Source organism: Pandoraea morbifera, assembly GCF_902459575.1.
Lineage (GTDB): Bacteria > Pseudomonadota > Gammaproteobacteria > Burkholderiales > Burkholderiaceae > Pandoraea > Pandoraea morbifera.
Window position 1 is genome coordinate 25,138 of the sequence record NZ_CABPSD010000021.1, and the last position, 16,393, is coordinate 41,530.

General features: G+C 66.2%; 13 protein-coding genes. 8 read left to right on the plus strand and 5 right to left on the minus strand.

From position 1 onward, the window contains the following. Window positions 1–157: 157 nt before the first annotated feature. The 7 genes from PMO31116_RS22170 (at window position 158) to PMO31116_RS22200 (ending at window position 9,874) form a co-directional block, all read left to right on the plus strand. Window positions 158–3,052: a sensor histidine kinase gene (locus PMO31116_RS22170; RefSeq protein WP_150568621.1), complete on the plus strand. Its 2,895-nt coding sequence runs from the start codon at window positions 158–160 to the stop codon at window positions 3,050–3,052. Next, window positions 3,045–3,755, plus strand: coding sequence for a two-component system response regulator KdpE (gene kdpE, locus PMO31116_RS22175; protein ID WP_150568594.1), 711 nt, complete (start codon window positions 3,045–3,047; stop codon window positions 3,753–3,755). Before PMO31116_RS22170 ends, kdpE begins: the two co-directional genes overlap by 8 nt. Before the next feature lie 417 nt (window positions 3,756–4,172). Beyond that, window positions 4,173–4,490 carry a quaternary ammonium compound efflux SMR transporter SugE gene (gene sugE, locus PMO31116_RS22180; protein ID WP_150568595.1) on the plus strand — a complete coding sequence of 106 codons (318 nt, stop codon included), beginning with the start codon at window positions 4,173–4,175 and terminating at the stop codon, window positions 4,488–4,490. A 200-nt stretch (window positions 4,491–4,690) separates the two neighbouring features. Next, a complete protein-coding gene (locus tag PMO31116_RS22185) occupies window positions 4,691–5,287 on the plus strand; it encodes a DUF4126 domain-containing protein (RefSeq protein ID WP_150568596.1) in 597 nt (198 codons plus the stop codon). Continuing rightward, the gene (locus PMO31116_RS22190) at window positions 5,274–7,832 is read left to right on the plus strand and encodes an ABC transporter permease (RefSeq protein ID WP_246185435.1); all 2,559 of its coding nucleotides are present in this window, start codon (window positions 5,274–5,276) and stop codon (window positions 7,830–7,832) included. Before PMO31116_RS22185 ends, PMO31116_RS22190 begins: the two co-directional genes overlap by 14 nt. Window positions 7,833–7,987: 155 nt before the next feature. Next, window positions 7,988–8,431 carry a group II truncated hemoglobin gene (locus tag PMO31116_RS22195; RefSeq protein ID WP_150568597.1) on the plus strand — a complete coding sequence of 148 codons (444 nt, stop codon included), beginning with the start codon at window positions 7,988–7,990 and terminating at the stop codon, window positions 8,429–8,431. A gap of 156 nt (window positions 8,432–8,587) precedes the next feature. Further along, a complete protein-coding gene (locus PMO31116_RS22200) occupies window positions 8,588–9,874 on the plus strand; it encodes an MFS transporter (protein WP_246185436.1) in 1,287 nt (428 codons plus the stop codon). A 59-nt stretch (window positions 9,875–9,933) separates the two neighbouring features. Here the strand turns inward: PMO31116_RS22200 and PMO31116_RS22205 are convergent, their stop codons facing one another. Then, window positions 9,934–10,131, minus strand: coding sequence for a ribbon-helix-helix protein, CopG family (locus PMO31116_RS22205; protein ID WP_023595450.1), 198 nt, complete (start codon window positions 10,129–10,131; stop codon window positions 9,934–9,936). 170 nt (window positions 10,132–10,301) lie between these two features. Next, window positions 10,302–12,050 carry a SulP family inorganic anion transporter gene (locus tag PMO31116_RS22210; RefSeq protein WP_150568598.1) on the minus strand — a complete coding sequence of 583 codons (1,749 nt, stop codon included), beginning with the start codon at window positions 12,048–12,050 and terminating at the stop codon, window positions 10,302–10,304. A gap of 121 nt (window positions 12,051–12,171) precedes the next feature. Between PMO31116_RS22210 and PMO31116_RS22215 the strand changes: the two genes are divergently transcribed. Continuing rightward, window positions 12,172–12,513, plus strand: a complete 342-nt coding sequence (locus PMO31116_RS22215) for a zinc ribbon domain-containing protein YjdM (protein ID WP_150568599.1) — start codon at window positions 12,172–12,174, stop codon at window positions 12,511–12,513. Between the two features lie 133 nt (window positions 12,514–12,646). Here the strand turns inward: PMO31116_RS22215 and PMO31116_RS22220 are convergent, their stop codons facing one another. The 3 genes from PMO31116_RS22220 to PMO31116_RS22230 all read right to left on the minus strand — a co-directional run bounded on the left by PMO31116_RS22220 (window position 12,647) and on the right by PMO31116_RS22230 (window position 16,107). Beyond that, window positions 12,647–14,203 carry a methyl-accepting chemotaxis protein gene (locus tag PMO31116_RS22220; RefSeq protein ID WP_246185437.1) on the minus strand — a complete coding sequence of 519 codons (1,557 nt, stop codon included), beginning with the start codon at window positions 14,201–14,203 and terminating at the stop codon, window positions 12,647–12,649. Between the two features lie 478 nt (window positions 14,204–14,681). Then, window positions 14,682–15,599 (minus strand): hypothetical protein, encoded by a 918-nt coding sequence (locus PMO31116_RS22225; protein ID WP_150568601.1) that lies wholly within the window; start codon window positions 15,597–15,599, stop codon window positions 14,682–14,684. Between the two features lie 19 nt (window positions 15,600–15,618). Next, window positions 15,619–16,107, minus strand: coding sequence for a hypothetical protein (locus tag PMO31116_RS22230; RefSeq protein WP_150568602.1), 489 nt, complete (start codon window positions 16,105–16,107; stop codon window positions 15,619–15,621). Window positions 16,108–16,393: the final 286 nt, after the last annotated feature.

The following is a 16,393-nucleotide window of genomic DNA, read 5'->3' on the forward strand; positions in this document are numbered from 1 at the left end:
GCGTCATCGGGCGACCGGTGATGTTGTCCGGGCTGCGCGGCACGGGAGGGTGGCGTGGCCGACCCGTGACCCTTCTCTCGTCGCGCGGTTTCGGGGAGGGCAAGCCTCCCGACTCTCTCGATTGGCGTACTTTCACTGGAATGATTCGATGGCAGGCATGGAACGCCCCGATCCCGACGAATTGCTCGACAAGCTGCATCGCGACGAAGCGCGCGAGCAGCGCGGGCGTCTGAAGATTTTCTTCGGTGCGTCGGCTGGCGTCGGCAAGACATATGCGATGTTGCAGGCCGCGCGCAAGCTGCGCGAGGAGGGCACCGACGTCGTGGTCGGCGTGCTCGAGACGCACGGCCGCGAAGAAACGGCGAGTTTGCTCGAAGGCCTCGAAGTGTTGCCGCAGCAGTCGGTCGAGTATCGTGGCCGGGTGCTGCGAGAGTTCGACCTCGACGGCATGCTCGCGCGTAAGCCTGCCGTGGCGCTGATCGACGAACTGGCGCACACGAATGTGCCCGGCGGCCGACACCCGAAGCGCTGGCAGGACGTTCAGGAGTTGCTGGGGGCGGGCATCGACGTGTACACCACGCTCAATGTGCAGCATCTGGAACGGCTCAACGACGTGGTCGGACAAATCACCGGTATTCGCGTCTGGGAGACGGTGCCGGACCGAGTGTTCGATCTGGCCGACGAGGTGAAGCTGGTCGATCTGCCGCCGGACGAGTTGCTCGAGCGAATGCGCGAGGGCAAGGTGTACATGCCGGCGCAGGCGGAGCGGGCCGTACGCAACTTCTTCCGCAAGGGCAATCTGATCGCGTTGCGCGAGCTGGCACTGCGCCGCACCGCAGACCGCGTGGACGCGCAGATGCGCGAGTACCGCGCGGATCAGTCGATCGGACATGTCTGGCAGGCGCGGGAGCGACTGCTTGTCGCGATCGGCCCGGGCCCGGAAGGGGTGACCCTTGTGCGCGCCGCGGCGCGGCTGGCGGCGAGTCTGCGCGCCGACTGGTTGGCCGTGCACGTGGAAACGCCCGCCATTCTGAAGCAGTCGCCCGCGCGTCGCGAAGCGACATACGCGACACTCAAACTCGCCCAGGAACTGGGTGCCGAGACACTGACGCTCGACGGCGCGAACGCGGCGACCACCCTGCTTGCCTACGCGCAGATGCGCAACGTCTCGAAACTGGTGGTCGGCGCGAGCGGCGCGCGGCGCTGGTGGACTGCGCGCACGCCGTTGCACGAGTCATTGGTGCGGCTCGCTCGCGGCGTGGAAGTCGTGCTCATTGCCCCGGCGGTGGGCGACGCCACGGCGGACGGGCGCGTGGTGCGCGGCGACTGGCGCGACTGGGTCGATACGGGGGTGCCGGAACTCGGGATCGTCGGCGGCCCGTGGCGCGCCTACGCGTGGGCCGCTGCCGTGTGCGGCGCGGTGTCGCTCGCTGCCGCTGAGCTCACGTCGCTCCTCGATCTCGCCAACATCGCCATGCTTTATCTGCTCGGCGTGATCGTGGTCGCCATGCGGCTCGGGCGTGGGCCGGGGGTATTGGCGTCGTTCCTGTCGGTGGTGGCGTTCGACTTCTTCTTCGTGCCGCCGAAGATGTCGCTGTCGGTCTCCGATACGCAGTACCTGCTCACGTTTGCCGTCATGCTCACGGTGGCGCTCGTCATCAGTCACCTGACGACGAGTCTGCGATTTCAGGCGCGACTGGCCACCTGGCGCGAGCGACGTACGGGCGCGGTGTATGCGATGGCGCGCGAACTGGCGGCGGCGCTTACGACGCCACAGATTCTGGAGATCGGTGCGCGCCACGTGCGCGAGGTGTTTCAGGCGCGCGTGGCCCTGTTGCTGCCGGACAGTCAGGGCAGCGTGCGTCAGCCCGTGGAGAATGTGCAGGTTGAGACCATGCCGGCGCATATCGACACGGACGTCGCGCAATGGGTCTACGACCGTCAGCAGGCCGCGGGGCGCGGCACCGATACGCTTCCCGCATCGGACGCTTACTACCTGCCGCTGCGTGCCCCGATGCGCACGCGCGGCGTTCTCGTGGTTGCCGCCCAGCCGAACGCCGACGGCGCGCTGGGCTCGCCCGAGCAGCAACGTTTGCTCGACACATTCGCGGCGCAGATCGCACTGGCCCTCGAGCGCGTGCATTACGTGGAGATCGCACAGGACGCGCTGGTGACGATGGAATCGGAGCGGTTGCGCAATTCACTGCTGTCGGCGATCTCGCACGATCTGCGCACGCCGCTGACCTCGATCGTCGGCTTCGCGAGCATGCTCAGTCGCAATGCCCAGACGCCGGGGCCGCTGCGCACCGAGCTCGTCGATGCCATCCACGAGGAGGCGCAGCGCATGACCGGACTGGTGACCAACCTGCTCGATATGGCGAAGTTGCAGGCCGGGGGCGTGCAGCTCAATCGTCAGTGGCAGATGCTTGAGGAAGTGGTCGGCACGTCGTTGCGGGCCTGTCGCAGAGTGCTTGCCGCACACACGGTCACGACGCGTGTGCCGGCCGACCTGCCGTTGCTTCGCTTCGACGCCGTGCTGCTCGAGCGATTGTTCGCGAACCTGCTGGAGAACGCAGCCAAGTATTCGCCGCCCGGTTCGCACATCGAGATCGCCGCGCGCGTGCGGGGCGACATGGTCGAGGTGAGCGTGAGCGACGACGGCCCCGGCCTGCCCTCGGGTACCGAGGGACGTATTTTCGAGAAGTTCATGCGGGGGGAGAAAGAGTCATCGAAGCCCGGCATCGGGCTCGGCCTGGCCATCTGTCGCGCCATCGTCGAGGCGCACGGCGGTAGAATCCACGCTGACAACGTGCCACAGGGGCACGGCGCGCGCTTCACCTTCACGCTGCCCCTCGAAGTCCCGCCCGAGGCTCCCCCTGGCCCCCTTGCCCCACTGGCGCCCATGCGGGGCGATGCGGCGTTCGCCGAGCAGGACGACGACCTTGCAGCGCCGGGTCGGCACGCGCGCCTCGACGAGGACGCCGTTGCCCATCACGACGACGCGAATCCGACACGCGAGCCAGGCACCAACGCGACACGAGAACATGAGTGAACCGACCGTCACCATCGTGGTGATCGAAGACGAAAGACAAATCCGCCGATTTCTGCGCACCTCGCTCGAAGCCGAAGGCATGATCGTTCACGAGGCGGAGGCCGGTAGGCAGGGCATGGTCGAGGCGGCCACGCGCAAGCCCGATCTGCTGATCGTGGATCTGGGCCTGCCGGACATCGACGGCGTGGAAGTCATTCGGGAAGTGCGGAGCTGGACGGACATGCCGATCATCGTGCTGTCCGCACGCAACGAGGAAGCGGAGAAGGTCGTGGCGCTCGATGTCGGCGCCGACGACTATCTGACCAAGCCGTTCGGCGTGTCGGAGCTGCTTGCACGGATTCGCGCGCAGTTGCGGCGTCATCATCGCGGCGGCAATGCCGAAACGCTCGGCGAGGCGTTCTCTTTCGGCGAGATTAGCGTCGACCTGGCACGCCGCAAGGTCACCCGGGCTGGCGAGGCCGTGCACCTCACACCAATCGAATACCGCCTGCTCGTCACGCTCGTGCGCCACGCCGGGCGTGTGCTCACGCACCGCCAACTGCTCAAGGAGGTGTGGGGGCCGTCTCACGTCGAGAGCAATCACTATCTGCGCATTTACATGGGACACCTGCGCCAGAAGCTCGAGGCCGATCCGGCCCAGCCGAAGCACATCCTCACGGAGACCGGCGTAGGCTATCGACTCGAGGTCGACGCGACCTGCTGAGGTCGGGGCGTCTTGGCGTGGACGAAAGCCCCTGCCGGTGACAGGGCGTCTCTCGGGATGTCGTGGCCTTTGATAAAATCGCGCAGTTCCATCCGAAGCGCGCGGTGGTTATCTCGGCCCCGGTTGACGCACTCCAATGCGTTTCGACGCATTTCGACATGCTTCGACGTGTTGCGACGCGTTCCGACGTGTTCCTACGTGTTCCTACGTGTTCCGACGTGTTTCGGCGTAGGCAACGTGTGTCGAAGTCTTGCGCGTGCATTCCGCACGTTCGCCCGAGGCCGGGCCGGACTCCGTGGCATCGCAATGCCGGCCGAGTGCCATTTTCTTCGATATCCGATGGAACCCTTGACGGGACGACCCGGCAAGCGGCCCAATTTTCCGGGGACGACCCCGACCACTACATCGGAGTTCGTCATGGCCTGGATTATTCTTGTTATCGCCGGTTTGCTTGAAGTGGCCTGGGCAGTTGGCCTCAAGTACACCGAAGGTTTTTCCCGCCTCGTCCCTTCCGTTTTTACGATCGCCTCCATGATCGGCAGCGTCTGGCTGCTGGCGCTGGCGGTGCGCTCGTTGCCGTTGGGAACGGCCTACGCGATCTGGACCGGCATCGGCGCGGTCGGCGCTTTCGTGCTCGGTATCGTGTTGTTTGGCGAGTCTGCGTCCGCTGCCCGCATTGCCAGCGTGACCCTGATCCTCGCGGGCCTGGTGGGCCTGAAACTCACTGCGGCCTGAGCACCGGAGCACCGGAGCGCCGGACGTGGTGGTTTCCCCACGTTTTCCGTGGCCGGTGGTGCGTTCACGCCACGCGCGGCATAATGGCGCGGTAACGGTCGGAAAACCCGCTGAGCGCGCGTTTGTCAGGTCGTTTCCGCGTCGGCGGTAGGAGGCGCGTGATCGTGCGACGCCGTCATGCCGGCGGCAGCGAGGTCACCATGCTTGAATCGATTGCGCTGGGCGCAGGGCTGTCTTGGGGCAGTGGTCTGCGGTTGTATCTCACGGTGTTCTGCGCGGGAATGGCTGCGCGTCTGGGTTGGCTGCATCTGCCGCCATCGCTGGAGGTGCTGGCGTCGACGTGGGTGATCGCCACGGCGGGTGTGCTGGCGGCCATCGAGTTCTTTGCCGACAAAATTCCCTTCGTCGACAGCGCCTGGGATGCGATTCACACGTTCATCCGCATCCCGGCGGGAATCGTGCTGGGCGCGGCCGCCCTTGGACAGATGGACCCGACGGTCACGGTGCTGGCCGGTCTCGCCGGCGGCGCGCTTGCCGGCACCGCGCATCTGGCCAAGGCGGGCAGCCGGGCGCTGATCAATACGTCGCCGGAACCATTCTCCAACGTCGCGGCCTCAGCTGGCGAAGATGTCTCCACGGTGGGTGGGCTGGCGCTGGCGTTCTTCCTTCCCGCCGTTTTTCTCGTGATGCTGCTGGTCTTCGTGGTGCTCGCCTGGTGGTGGTTGCCTCGGGTCTGGCGTGGTTGGCGCTCGTTGCTGGCGCGGGTCAAAGGATTGAGGAACGATGGGGTTCACTGAGGTTGCCCGCCAGGCATGGCGGATGTTCCTGCGCGACTGGCGCGCGGGGGAGTTGCATCTGCTTCTCGTGGCGCTGCTGCTGGCGGTGGGGGCGCTTTCCAGTGTGGGATTTCTCTCGGATCGGATGCAGGGCGGGCTCGAACGCGATGCGCGTCAGATGCTCGCCGCCGATCTCGTCGTGCGCAGCGACGCCCCGTTGTCTGCCGAATTCGACCGGCAGGCGAAGGCAGACGGCCTGACCACGGCCGTCGTCGCCAACTTTCCCAGCATGGCCAGCGCGACCGGTGGAAGCGGTGGAGGCGGCCAGGTCAGCGCGAGCCGTTTGTCGTCGCTCAAAGCCGTCAGCGGGGGTTACCCGCTGCGCGGCCGGGTGCGCACCGCCCCCGATGCCGGTGTCGATACGCCGGACGCGCCAGCCGCCGACATTCCCGCCCCCGGTACGGTCTGGGTCGATTCGGCCCTGCTCGACGCCCTGCACGTCAAGCCCGGCGACTCGATCCGCGTCGGCAATCGCACGCTGCGCATCGCGGCCGTCATCACCCGGGAAATGGATCGTGGCTACGGGTTCGGGTCGCTGGCACCGCGCGTGATGATGCGCTTCGACGAATTGCCGTCGACCGGACTGGTGCAGTTCGGCAGCCGGATCACCTACCGCCTGCTGGTCGCGGGGCCCGACGCGCAGGTCGGCAAGTTCGCGGCATGGGCGCGTGCAGCCGCCGAGCGGGCCCGCGGCGTACACATCGAATCACTGGACGACGGTCAGCCGCAGGTGCGCCAGACGCTCGATCGCGCCGAGCGCTTCCTGTCACTGGTGGCGCTGCTTGCCGCGGTGCTCGCCGCCGTGGCGGTCGGTATCGCGTCGCGCCGCTACAGCGAGCGACATCTCGACGCGTGTGCGGTCATGCGGTGCCTCGGGCTGCCGCGTCGCGCCCTGCGCGGCATGGTTACGCTCGAATTCGTCGGCCTTGGCCTCATCGGCGGCATGCTCGGGGTGGGGCTCGGTTATCTCGCGCATTGGGTGCTGATCGCGCAACTCGGCGATGTCATCCCGGCCGGGCTGCCGGCGCCGACATGGCGCCCCGCCGCGTTCGGGCTGGCGAGCGCGATGGTGATGCTGCTGGGCTTTGCGCTGCCGCCGCTGCTGCCGCTGTCGGAGGTCGCGCCGCTGCACGTGTTGCGCCGCGATGTCGTCGGGGGGGCGCGGCGGCAGGGCTGGCTTGCCTACGGCGCGAGTGCGCTGGCCTTCGGGGCACTGCTGCTGTTCGCCGCGCGGGATCTGCGTCTGGGCGCGATGGTCGCCGGCGGTTTTGTGCTCGGGGCGGTCGTCTTCGGCGTGCTTGCCTGGCTGGCGATCCGCGTGCTGGCGGCGTGGGCGCGTGCCCGCGGTGCGGCCGGTGGCGCAATGGGCGGCATTGGATGGCGCTATGCGGTTGCCGGCCTGCGTCGTCGCGGACTCGGCAGTGCGCTTCAGGTGGTGGCGTTGGGCCTCGGCTTGATGGCGCTGCTGCTCCTGGCGGTCACGCGCAATGATCTGGTGGCCGGTTGGCGTCAGTCGAGCCCGCCGGATGCCCCGAACCGTTTTGTCATCGACATTCAACCCGGGCAGGACGCCGCGGTCCTCGCGCAGTTGCGCGCCGCGGGGCTGCCGGACGTGCAGCTCTCGCCAATGATTCGCGCGCGGTTGACCGCCGTGAACGGCAAGCCGGTGACGGGCGAGAGCTACACGGAGGAACGCGCGCGGCGTCTCGCCGAGCGCGAATTCAATCTCTCGTACACAGCAGCATTACCCGATGGCAACCGCATTACGTCCGGGCAGTGGTACGGTAACGCGACGATGCCGCAAGTCTCGATGGAAGAGGGCATTGCGAAGACATTGGGCCTGAAGCTCGGCGACACGTTGCGCTTCGAGGTGACGGGGCAGACCATCGATGCGCCGATCACGAGCCTGCGCAAGCTCGACTGGGGATCGATGCGTGTGAATTTCTTCGTGGTCATGCCGCCGGCCGCGCTGCGCGATTTCCCGACGACCTGGATCACCTCGTTTCATCTCGCGCCGAGTCAGCAGCCGATCGCGGACGCACTGGTGCGTCAGTTTCCGAATGTGACGGTCATCGATACGGGCGCCTTGCTCGCGCAGATCCAGCAGATTCTGGCGCAGGTGATCGACGCCGTGCAGGCACTGTTCCTCTTCACGCTCGCAGCGGGCGTGCTGGTCCTTTACGCGGCGTTGGCCGGCACCCGCGACGAGCGCATGCGCGAGAGCGGCATCCTTCGCGCGCTGGGCGCGTCGTCGCGGCAACTGCGCGACGTGCACCTCGCCGAGCTCGTGACGGTCGGCGCGCTCGCGGGCCTGCTGGCGGCGTTCGGCGCGGGGGCGCTGGGGTGGGCGCTGGCGCGCTACGTTTTCGAATTCGCACTGACCTTCAATCCGTGGCTGCCGGTGCTCGGCGTGGGCGCGGGCGTGCTGTGTGCGCTGATCGGCGGATGGAGCGGCCTGCGCGCGGTGCTGCGTCAATCGGCGCTTCGCACGCTGCGCGACGTTTGATCACCGCTCCGGCGCGGTCCGGAAACAGGCGGGAAGCCGATTGAAAGCCGATTGAAAGCCGACCGGAGGCGGCCCGGATGGCTCGTCCGGGCGCGGCAACCTGCCGCGGCCCGGGGACATGGCAAGCGTGACGGGCCTGGGGCACAATATCGCCCATGACGAACGAAAACACCCCGCAAACTTCCCGGGCGGACGACGATGCGCAGGACACCCCTGCGCAGCCGACCGCCTTTTCCCTGCTCGGCGGCGAAGACCGCGTGCGCGAGCTCGTCGACCGCTTTTACGACCTGATGGATCTGGAGCCGGAGTTCGCGGGTATTCGCAGCCTGCACCCGGAATCGTTGGGCGACTCACGCGACAAGCTGTTCTGGTTCCTGTGCGGCTGGCTGGGTGGTCCGAACCACTACATCGAGCGCTTCGGTCACCCCATGCTGCGCGCCCGCCATCTGCCGTTCCCGATCGCCACGAGCGAGCGTGACCAGTGGCTGCGATGCATGGCCTGGGCGATGCAGGACATCGGCGTGGAAGCGTCGTTGCAGGAACGCCTGATGCAGGCGTTTCACGGCACCGCCGACTGGATGCGCAACCGCAACGGCTAGTCGCCGTCGATCCCTCAACGGAGGAAACACCGCACACGGTCGATCGGTGCGCGATCGGTTCCGCACGCGCGTGGTGGGCGTGGGAGGACGGGTATCGGGTATCCTGAACACCAAGAATTATTCGCTCGACTCGATCGAGCTCGTTCAGGAGACCGCATGCAGACCGCTATCCACCTGCCCGATTCGCGCTATGCCGTATTTCGGCTGATGGTGGCGCTGCTCATCATGACGGTGGGCAGTAGCAGTATGTACATCGTCTCCGTGGTGTTGCCCGCCGTGCAGGCCGAGTTCGGCGTGCCGCGCGCCCAGGCCGCACTGCCTTACACCTTCCTGATGATCGGCTTCGGGCTGGGCGGGATCGCGATGGGACGGATGGCCGATCGCTTCGGCGTGATGCGTCCGCTGCTCGTCGGCGCGCTCTCGCTTGGCATCGGCTTCGCGGCCAGCGGATTCGCCAGCGGCATTCTCGCGTTCACCGTCATCCAGGCGTTGCTCGTTGGCGCGATGGGTAGCGCGACGACGCTCGGTCCGCTCATCGCCGATACCACCCTGTGGTTCGTTCGTCGGCGGGGAATTGCCGTGGCGGTATGCGCCAGTGGCAACTATCTGTCCGGGGCCATCTGGCCGCCCATTGTTCAGGCATTGGTCGAGCGCCACGGATGGCGCCAGACGTATATCGAGCTCGGCGTGTTCTGCGGCGTGACGATGTTCGTGCTGGCATTGTTCATGCGCGCCCGGTCACCCGCGATCCGGCCCGTCGTGTCGGTCACCACGCCGGCGACGGCGGCAGGGGCATCGGCCCATTCGGCTGCGGCCGGTCAACTGGCCTCGTCGCGGCCGTTCGGCCTGAGCGCCGGCATGGCGCAAGCACTGCTGAACGTCGCGGGGGTTGCCTGCTGCGTGGCGATGGCCATGCCGCAGGTGCACATCGTGGCGTATTGCGGCGACCTCGGTTACGGCGTGGCGCGTGGCGCGCAGATGCTGTCGCTGATGTTGGGCTTCGGCATCGTGAGCCGGCTCGTATCGGGGCTGATCTGCGATCGCATCGGCGGGCTGCGCACCCTGCTGCTCGGCAGCGTGCTCCAGTGCGTGGCACTGCTGCTTTTCCTGCCGTTCGACGGGCTGGCGTCGCTCTATGTCATTTCCGCGCTGTTCGGGCTGTTCCAGGGCGGCATCGTGCCGGCTTACGCGATTGTGGTGCGAGAGTATTTCCCCGCATCCGAGGCGGGCGGACGCGTTGGCACCGTGCTGATGGCGACGCTGCTGGGAATGGCGCTGGGTGGGTGGATGTCGGGCAAGGTGTTCGACCTGACCGGCAGCTACCACGCGGCATTCCTGAATGGCATTGCGTGGAATCTGCTGAACATGACGATCGTGATCACGTTGCTGTTCCGTTCGCGCCGCGGCCTGCGTGCGCTGGTGCCGTCGCGCGTCACCGGTTGACGCCGCGCCCGCCGTGGCTGCCGGCGGGCGCTGCCTATTCGACTGATTGTCGCAGTTATCTATTCGGATTTCGCGCGTGACCGGCTGCCGATGACGCTTTTTGTCTTGTACGTCACGCCATGGTGTTCGAGGTATTCGCGAATCAGTTGACGCACCACCTGAGACGGCGTGAGATCCTGGGCGGCGCAGAGCTTTTCGAACGCGTCTTTCTTGACCGGGTCGATCAGAACGGTGAGTCGTGCGCTTTTCGTTTCCATCGCTGATGAGGTTCATTATGTTAATCAAATTATAATACATGATGGATGCCGTTCCGCCAGGCGTCCGTGGCCTGCGCTGTGTGCACAGACGTTAGCGGCTCACGCGCGCGCCCGTGCGCGTTCAGGTGCGCCGATCCCCACGCATCCGCACTCGTGCGATGGCCGCCGGGTCAAGGCGTCGTGCCGCCCTTTGCGTCGTCGCCGGCGTGCCTGGCGGGGAGCGCGCCGCCGTCCCGAAGCTCGACCTGATGCGCCTGCGACGCCGATTCGCTCGTCCCGGCAATCGCGTCGCAGCGCGCGATGGCGTCGGCAAACGTGCTCACATAGTTGGGATCGCCGAGGGTGGCGAGAATGCCCGCCTTGCGCAATTTGCCCCGCACCCGGTCATTGGCTTCGCTGACCACCACCGTCACGCCACGTTTCTGAAGTTTTCCGATGACCTCGTCGAGTACCTGCAACCCAGTCATGTCGATGAACGGCACGCGTCGAAGCCGGATGAGCAGAACACGCGGATCGGAGTGTGTCTGCACCAGCGCGCGCTCGAAGTTCTCCACGGCGCCGAAGAAGAACGGGCCGTCGATCGCGAAGACGAGCACGCTCGGCGGCAGTTTCAAACGGGCCTGAGCGCCCAGCTCGCCCGAGATCTCGTCGCCCGATTGCTGGGTGACTTCGACCGACGATGACATGCGCCGCAAGAATTGCAGTGTTGCGAGAATCACGCCGATGTTGACGGCCACCACCAGATCGGCGAACACGGTCAGCAAGAAGGTGACGAGCAGGATCGCGACGTCGGCCTTCGGCGCCTGACGTGCCATGCGAACGAAGTGGCGCAACTCGCTCATGTTGTAAGCGACGATGAACAGGATTGCGGCGAGCGACGCGAGCGGAATGCGGGTCGCCAGCGGGGCGAGGAACACGACGATCATGGCGAGCGTTGCGGCATGGACGATGCCCGCGATCGGGCTGGTTCCCCCGTTGCGGATATTGGTCGCCGTGCGGGCGATGGCCCCGGTCGCGGCAAAGCCGCCAAACAGCGGCGACAGGATATTGGCCAGCCCCTGTCCCTGCAATTCCTGGTTCGCATTGTGCCGCTGACCGGTCATGCCGTCGGCGACTACCGCCGAGAGCAGCGACTCGATGGCGCCGAGCATCGCGATCGTGAAGGCCGGGCCAATGAGTTCAAGCACGCGCGAGAGTGAGACGGTTGGCATCGAGAAGCTGGGAAGCCCTTGCGCGATGCCGCCGAAAGTGCTCCCGATGGTGGCCACGCCGTCGAAACGAAAGAGGGACTGAAGCGACGTCGCAAGCACCAGCCCGACGAGCGGGCCGGGCACCCGCCGCAGATGGGGAAGGCGCGGCGTCACGACGACCGTGAGCAGCGTGAGCAGGGCAATTGCCGTTGTCGCGAGGTGCAGGCCGGGGAGCGCCTGCAACGTGTGCCAGAATTTTTCGTGAAAGTGCGCGCCCGTGATCCTCGGCAAGCCGAAGAAGTCCGGCCACTGCCCGATCCAGATGATGACGCCGATGCCCGTGGTGAATCCCACGATCACCGGGGCCGGAATGAACTTGATGACGCCGCCCAGACGCGCCTTGCCCATCGCCCACAGCATGACGCCCGCCATGAGCGTGGCCAACTGAAGTCCGTCGATGCCGTACCGGGCCGTAATGCCCGACAAGATGACGATGAACGCGCCCGTCGGCCCGGCGATCTGCACCCGGCTGCCTCCGGTGCACGAGACGACCAGCCCCGCGACGATGGCGGTATAAAGCCCTTGCTCAGGCTTCGCCCCCGACGCGATCGCGAACGCCATGGCCAGCGGCAGCGCGACGACGCCAACGACCAGGCCGGCCACGATATTGGGTAGCCATTGCTGAGGACGCAGCAGACCGGCACGGTAGGCTTCACGCAGGGCGATCATACGTGTTCGCTTCGGAGAGTATGCATTGCATTATAATGATATGCACATGACGTGTGCATATTCTGCAGATCCATCAAACTGCCGTGCACCCGTGACGATCCCTGAAATTCGGAACAAATCCATGTCGAATGTGCCTGCCTGCCCCCAATGCTCCCTGGAGAACACGTATCCCGACGGGGACAACTACGTCTGCGCCGATTGCGCGTACGAATGGCCGATGGCGGCAGTCGCTGCGGAGGATGAGGCGCAGGACGCCGTCGTACGGGACGCGAACGGCAATGTGCTCGCCAATGGCGACGCCGTCGTGCTGATCAAGGACCTGAAGGTCAAGGGCTCCTCGATCACGTTGAAGGTCGGGACCAAGGTCAAGAGCATTCGCCTCGTCGGCGGCGACCACGAAGTCGATTGCAAAATGGAGGCTGGCAACTTCATGCTCAAGGCCGCGTTTCTGCGCAAAGTCTGAGCGTGGCAAGTCGGATGTGCGTGGGTGCGGCGGGCGAAAGTTCGCGAGGGCCTTCGCCGCCGACCCGGCGTTCGCGCCGCCGGGCCGTCAGACGGTCGAGACGACTTACGCCGTCTCGATGCGCGCGATGACGTTACTGGACGCGTCGGAGCACCGGCGCCATCGCGACGGGTCGCGATGGCGAGGTTCTGCCGGGCAGCGAGAACAGCCGCACGGCTTCGTCGAGCACGTTGGCCTGGCCCGACAGCTGTTCCGCGGTGGTGGCGCTTTGCTGGACCAACGCGGCGTTTTGCTGCGTCGAGTCGTCGAGCTGCACCACGGCGCCGTTGATGCCCGCCAGGCCCTTGGCCTGTTCGCTGCTGGCGGTGGCAACCTCGTCCATCACCACCGACACCCGGCTCATGGCGGAATCGATCTTGGCGATCTGAGACGCCATGTTGGCCACCATCTCCCCGCCGCGCTCCGATGTCGTGACAGTCTCGGTGACGATCCGCTTGATCTCCTTGGCGGACGCCGCACACCGCTGTGCCAGACTGCGCACTTCGCCGGCCACCACGGCAAACCCCTTACCGGCCTCGCCCGCGCGTGCCGCCTCGACCGCCGCGTTCAGCGCGAGCACGTTGGTCTGAAACGCGATGCCGTCGATGGCGCCGACAATCGACGTGATCTGGGCCGACGCCTGCGCGATCTCCTTCATTGTGTGCTCGGTGCTCCTCACGGCGTCGACGCCGAGCGCCGTGGCATCGCGTGCCTCGCTGAGCAGCGCGCTCGCCCGTGCGGCCGACTGTGCGTTGTTCGAGACCGTGGCCGTCAGCTGTTCCAGCGACGCCGCTGTCTGCTCGAGCGAAGCGGCCTGATCCTCCGTGCGGGCCGACAGGTCGGTGTTGCCGCCGGCGATCTCGGTAGTCGCGCGCTTCACCCCTTCGATCTGACGCCTCACATCGGACACGATGGCAATCAGGCTGACCTTCAACTGCGTGAGGTTCCGAATCAGGCTGGCGAGCTCCTGGTGCGACGACCGGTCGGTGCTGACGGTCAGATCACCCGCCGCCAATCGTCCGGCGAGATCGCCGACCTGCGCGAGTTGCCGACGTCGCGCACGTTCGAGCCAATACACCGGAACGGAGACGAGCAGGACACTGATGCTCACGACGGCGCACAGCATCCACGCCGAAGGCAGACGCGGCTCGAGCGACCAGCCACCGGCAATGACCGCCGGTCCCGCGAGGGTGGTCAGTGTGGCCCGGTGACTGACCAGTCCGCGCCGCCAGTTGCCTAGCAGCCCCGGCAGGCCCTTTCTCACGAGTTGTCCTGAGGACAGGCGGAACCGGCTCCGGTTGGCGCGCATGTCGGCGTACAGCGCTTCGGCGGCCGCGACTTCATCGCGCCCGGGTTTGGTCCTCACGCTCAGGTAGCCAACCGCCTCACCGTTTTCCACGATCGGGGTCACGTTCGCGCGCACCCAGTAGTGGTCGCCGTCGCGTCGCCGGTTCTTGACCAGCGCGCTCCAGGATCGCCCGGCGCGAATCGTTTTCCACATGTCCGCAAAGGCTTCCGGCGGCATGTCGGGATGCCGGATGACGTTATGCGGCTGCCCGATCAGGTCCTCCTTCTCGAATCCCGAAACCTCGACGAAGGCCGGGTTGCAATATTGAATGACGCTAGACAAGTCGGTCGCGGAGACCAGCATGTCGTGCTCATCGTAGTCGTACTCTCTGCCAGAAACGGCACCGTTATTTCTCATTATTCCCCCGCATGGTGGCCTGAATTTCCCTGTCCTGCCTCGATAAATCCGGGTCGATGCCCCGACCCATGCACCGCTGCTGCAAACCAAGTAATACGTTCCGCGCCGTCGCGTGTGCCCATCGGGGGGGAGGGCACACGCCGTCGAAACGGTTCAAGGGGCCGGGTCAGATCCGCCGGTGCGAGAGCCTCGCGGCCCCGGATGTCTGACGCTCATGTTTGCTCGTCCTGTTTGCCTGCTTTGTGTGCATATTATTAGCATGCAAGATGTATCTGATGTTGATCGTAGAGACATCGAATTTCACTTCTATTCGGACTCACCCTAGTCGAAAAATGTGCATGCGCCGACCGCTTGCCGCGTTCGCCGCGCCGGGCGGCGGGGGCGGCCGTCCGGCGAGCGAGAGGATCGATCCGGGCAAACAGGTTCAAGCGATCGTTTGAATCCCGGGCAGGGGCAGGGTGTCCTCCAACGTGCGGAACCGTTGGGGGTCGACCGGGCCGTCGTTCGAGGACGATCCGAGCGCTTCGGTCAAGTCGTAGCGACGCCGCTTCTGTTTCGCTTCGTCCAGATTGACGCACGTGGTGACAATCGGCGGGACAATCGCGCGCACGGTCGTGCTGGCCAGCGCCGCGGCCAGTTGCGCGCACTCGAGGCGATTGCTGGTCGAGGCTGCGTGGTGTGGCGACGGACCGGCCTCGATGCCATCGCCGTCCGGCGTCAGCGTGGACTGCGCCTCGCTCAGTCCCTCGCGTGTTGCCCACAACGCCCCGGCCGAGCCAACCGCGCCGAACAGTGCGGCGTTGGTGATGCCGTTCTGTATCGTCTTGAAATGGTCCGCGAACGGTCTTAGCGCCTGCGACAGGTTGGCCAGCCACGGCAGCCATTGTGTGTCCTTGATCTGCCGGGCGGTCTTGTCGCGATCGAGAAAGGCTGCAGTCGCCGCGAGACAGTCAAGCGCTGTCGACGCACACAGTACCCCCGTGCCGGTCATTGCGGCACGATGCTCAAGTTTGAGCGTCTTGTGATCGGTGCGTTCGTCGAGCGCCTCGCTCGCGCGCGCGAGCGCGAAGATCGACGTGTGCGCCGCCGCCGTCACGAAGTGCTGGAACAACGCCGAAAGTCGTGCGTGCGTCAGTATCGGCAATCGCGTGTCGATCGTCGCCCGGGCCGGGACGCGCGGAAGTGAACCCTGGGGAAGTGGGCTGTGCGACGAGGTGGACAGTGCGGTCATGGCCTCGTCGAGCATGCCCGCGGCGGCTGGATCGTGAAGGCCGCTGTCGGGCGAAGCGGTGGGCGACGGGCAGGGGATCGCGATGGACTGCGGCGGGAGGCTGGATTTCATCGAAGGGGTCTCCTGTCGTTCATGAGGATGAGAGGGTGTCGAGCAAACGTTGTGCCGAGGCCTGCACACGCGCGTGCCAGGGCGAGCAACGGGCAACGTCGAGGGCGCCGGACGCCATCTCGCGAGCCGCGCGAAGGTCGCCGATGCGCTGTTTGCTCAGCGCGCAGAAGTACAGTGGCGTGGGGTCGGTGCCATCGCAAAGGAATGCAAAGAGCAGGGGCGAGGTCGCCCGATCATGGTCGCCAAGCGCGTGGAGGACGTAACCGAGCGCCTTGAAGGTCTCGAGCCGTTCCGGATACTGCAGGCAAAGACTGCCGAACGCATCGGCCGCGCCGCTCAGGTCATGGGCATCGCGCAGGGCGCAGGCGTGGGAGAAAGCCGCAGGGAAATCGTGGAAGCGCGAGTTGGCTTGTGGTGCGCACGCACGGTGCGTCGGGAGTGGGGGAGGTGTCGATCGCGGCACGGCATTCCAGTGAAGTTGGGGGGAGGGAGCACTGTAAGCGGCCATGCTTGCGGAGACTTTCGGCGCGCGCCAAAGCTTTCGGGGCGTGCCGCTGGCTGCGGGGGGTTTGGGTGCGAGCGTCGCACGCGGCGTCCGCAACGGCGCAAAGTCGCCTCGCTTGGGAGAATTCGAGGGAACCGGCGTGGTGGGCTGAGGGGCAGGGAGACATCGGCGCAGCGAGGCGTCGCGAGGTGGACGGCCCTTTCATCGGAAGCGACCGTACTGGTGCAACGGCCGCGGATTGTCACTTGTCACAGGACCGAAAGTCGCGCGAACATGGTTCGTTCCCAAA

Coding starts and splice junctions, on each gene's coding strand:
- PMO31116_RS22170 (WP_150568621.1), top strand. CDS start 158: ATGGAACGCCCCGATCCCGACGAATTGCTCGACAAGCTGCATCGCGAC.
- kdpE (WP_150568594.1), top strand. CDS start 3,045: ATGAGTGAACCGACCGTCACCATCGTGGTGATCGAAGACGAAAGACAA.
- sugE (WP_150568595.1), top strand. CDS start 4,173: ATGGCCTGGATTATTCTTGTTATCGCCGGTTTGCTTGAAGTGGCCTGG.
- PMO31116_RS22185 (WP_150568596.1), top strand. CDS start 4,691: ATGCTTGAATCGATTGCGCTGGGCGCAGGGCTGTCTTGGGGCAGTGGT.
- PMO31116_RS22190 (WP_246185435.1), top strand. CDS start 5,274: ATGGGGTTCACTGAGGTTGCCCGCCAGGCATGGCGGATGTTCCTGCGC.
- PMO31116_RS22195 (WP_150568597.1), top strand. CDS start 7,988: ATGACGAACGAAAACACCCCGCAAACTTCCCGGGCGGACGACGATGCG.
- PMO31116_RS22200 (WP_246185436.1), top strand. CDS start 8,588: ATGCAGACCGCTATCCACCTGCCCGATTCGCGCTATGCCGTATTTCGG.
- PMO31116_RS22205 (WP_023595450.1), bottom strand. CDS start 10,131: ATGGAAACGAAAAGCGCACGACTCACCGTTCTGATCGACCCGGTCAAG.
- PMO31116_RS22210 (WP_150568598.1), bottom strand. CDS start 12,050: ATGATCGCCCTGCGTGAAGCCTACCGTGCCGGTCTGCTGCGTCCTCAG.
- PMO31116_RS22215 (WP_150568599.1), top strand. CDS start 12,172: ATGTCGAATGTGCCTGCCTGCCCCCAATGCTCCCTGGAGAACACGTAT.
- PMO31116_RS22220 (WP_246185437.1), bottom strand. CDS start 14,203: ATGCTGGTCTCCGCGACCGACTTGTCTAGCGTCATTCAATATTGCAAC.
- PMO31116_RS22225 (WP_150568601.1), bottom strand. CDS start 15,599: ATGAAATCCAGCCTCCCGCCGCAGTCCATCGCGATCCCCTGCCCGTCG.
- PMO31116_RS22230 (WP_150568602.1), bottom strand. CDS start 16,107: ATGGCCGCTTACAGTGCTCCCTCCCCCCAACTTCACTGGAATGCCGTG.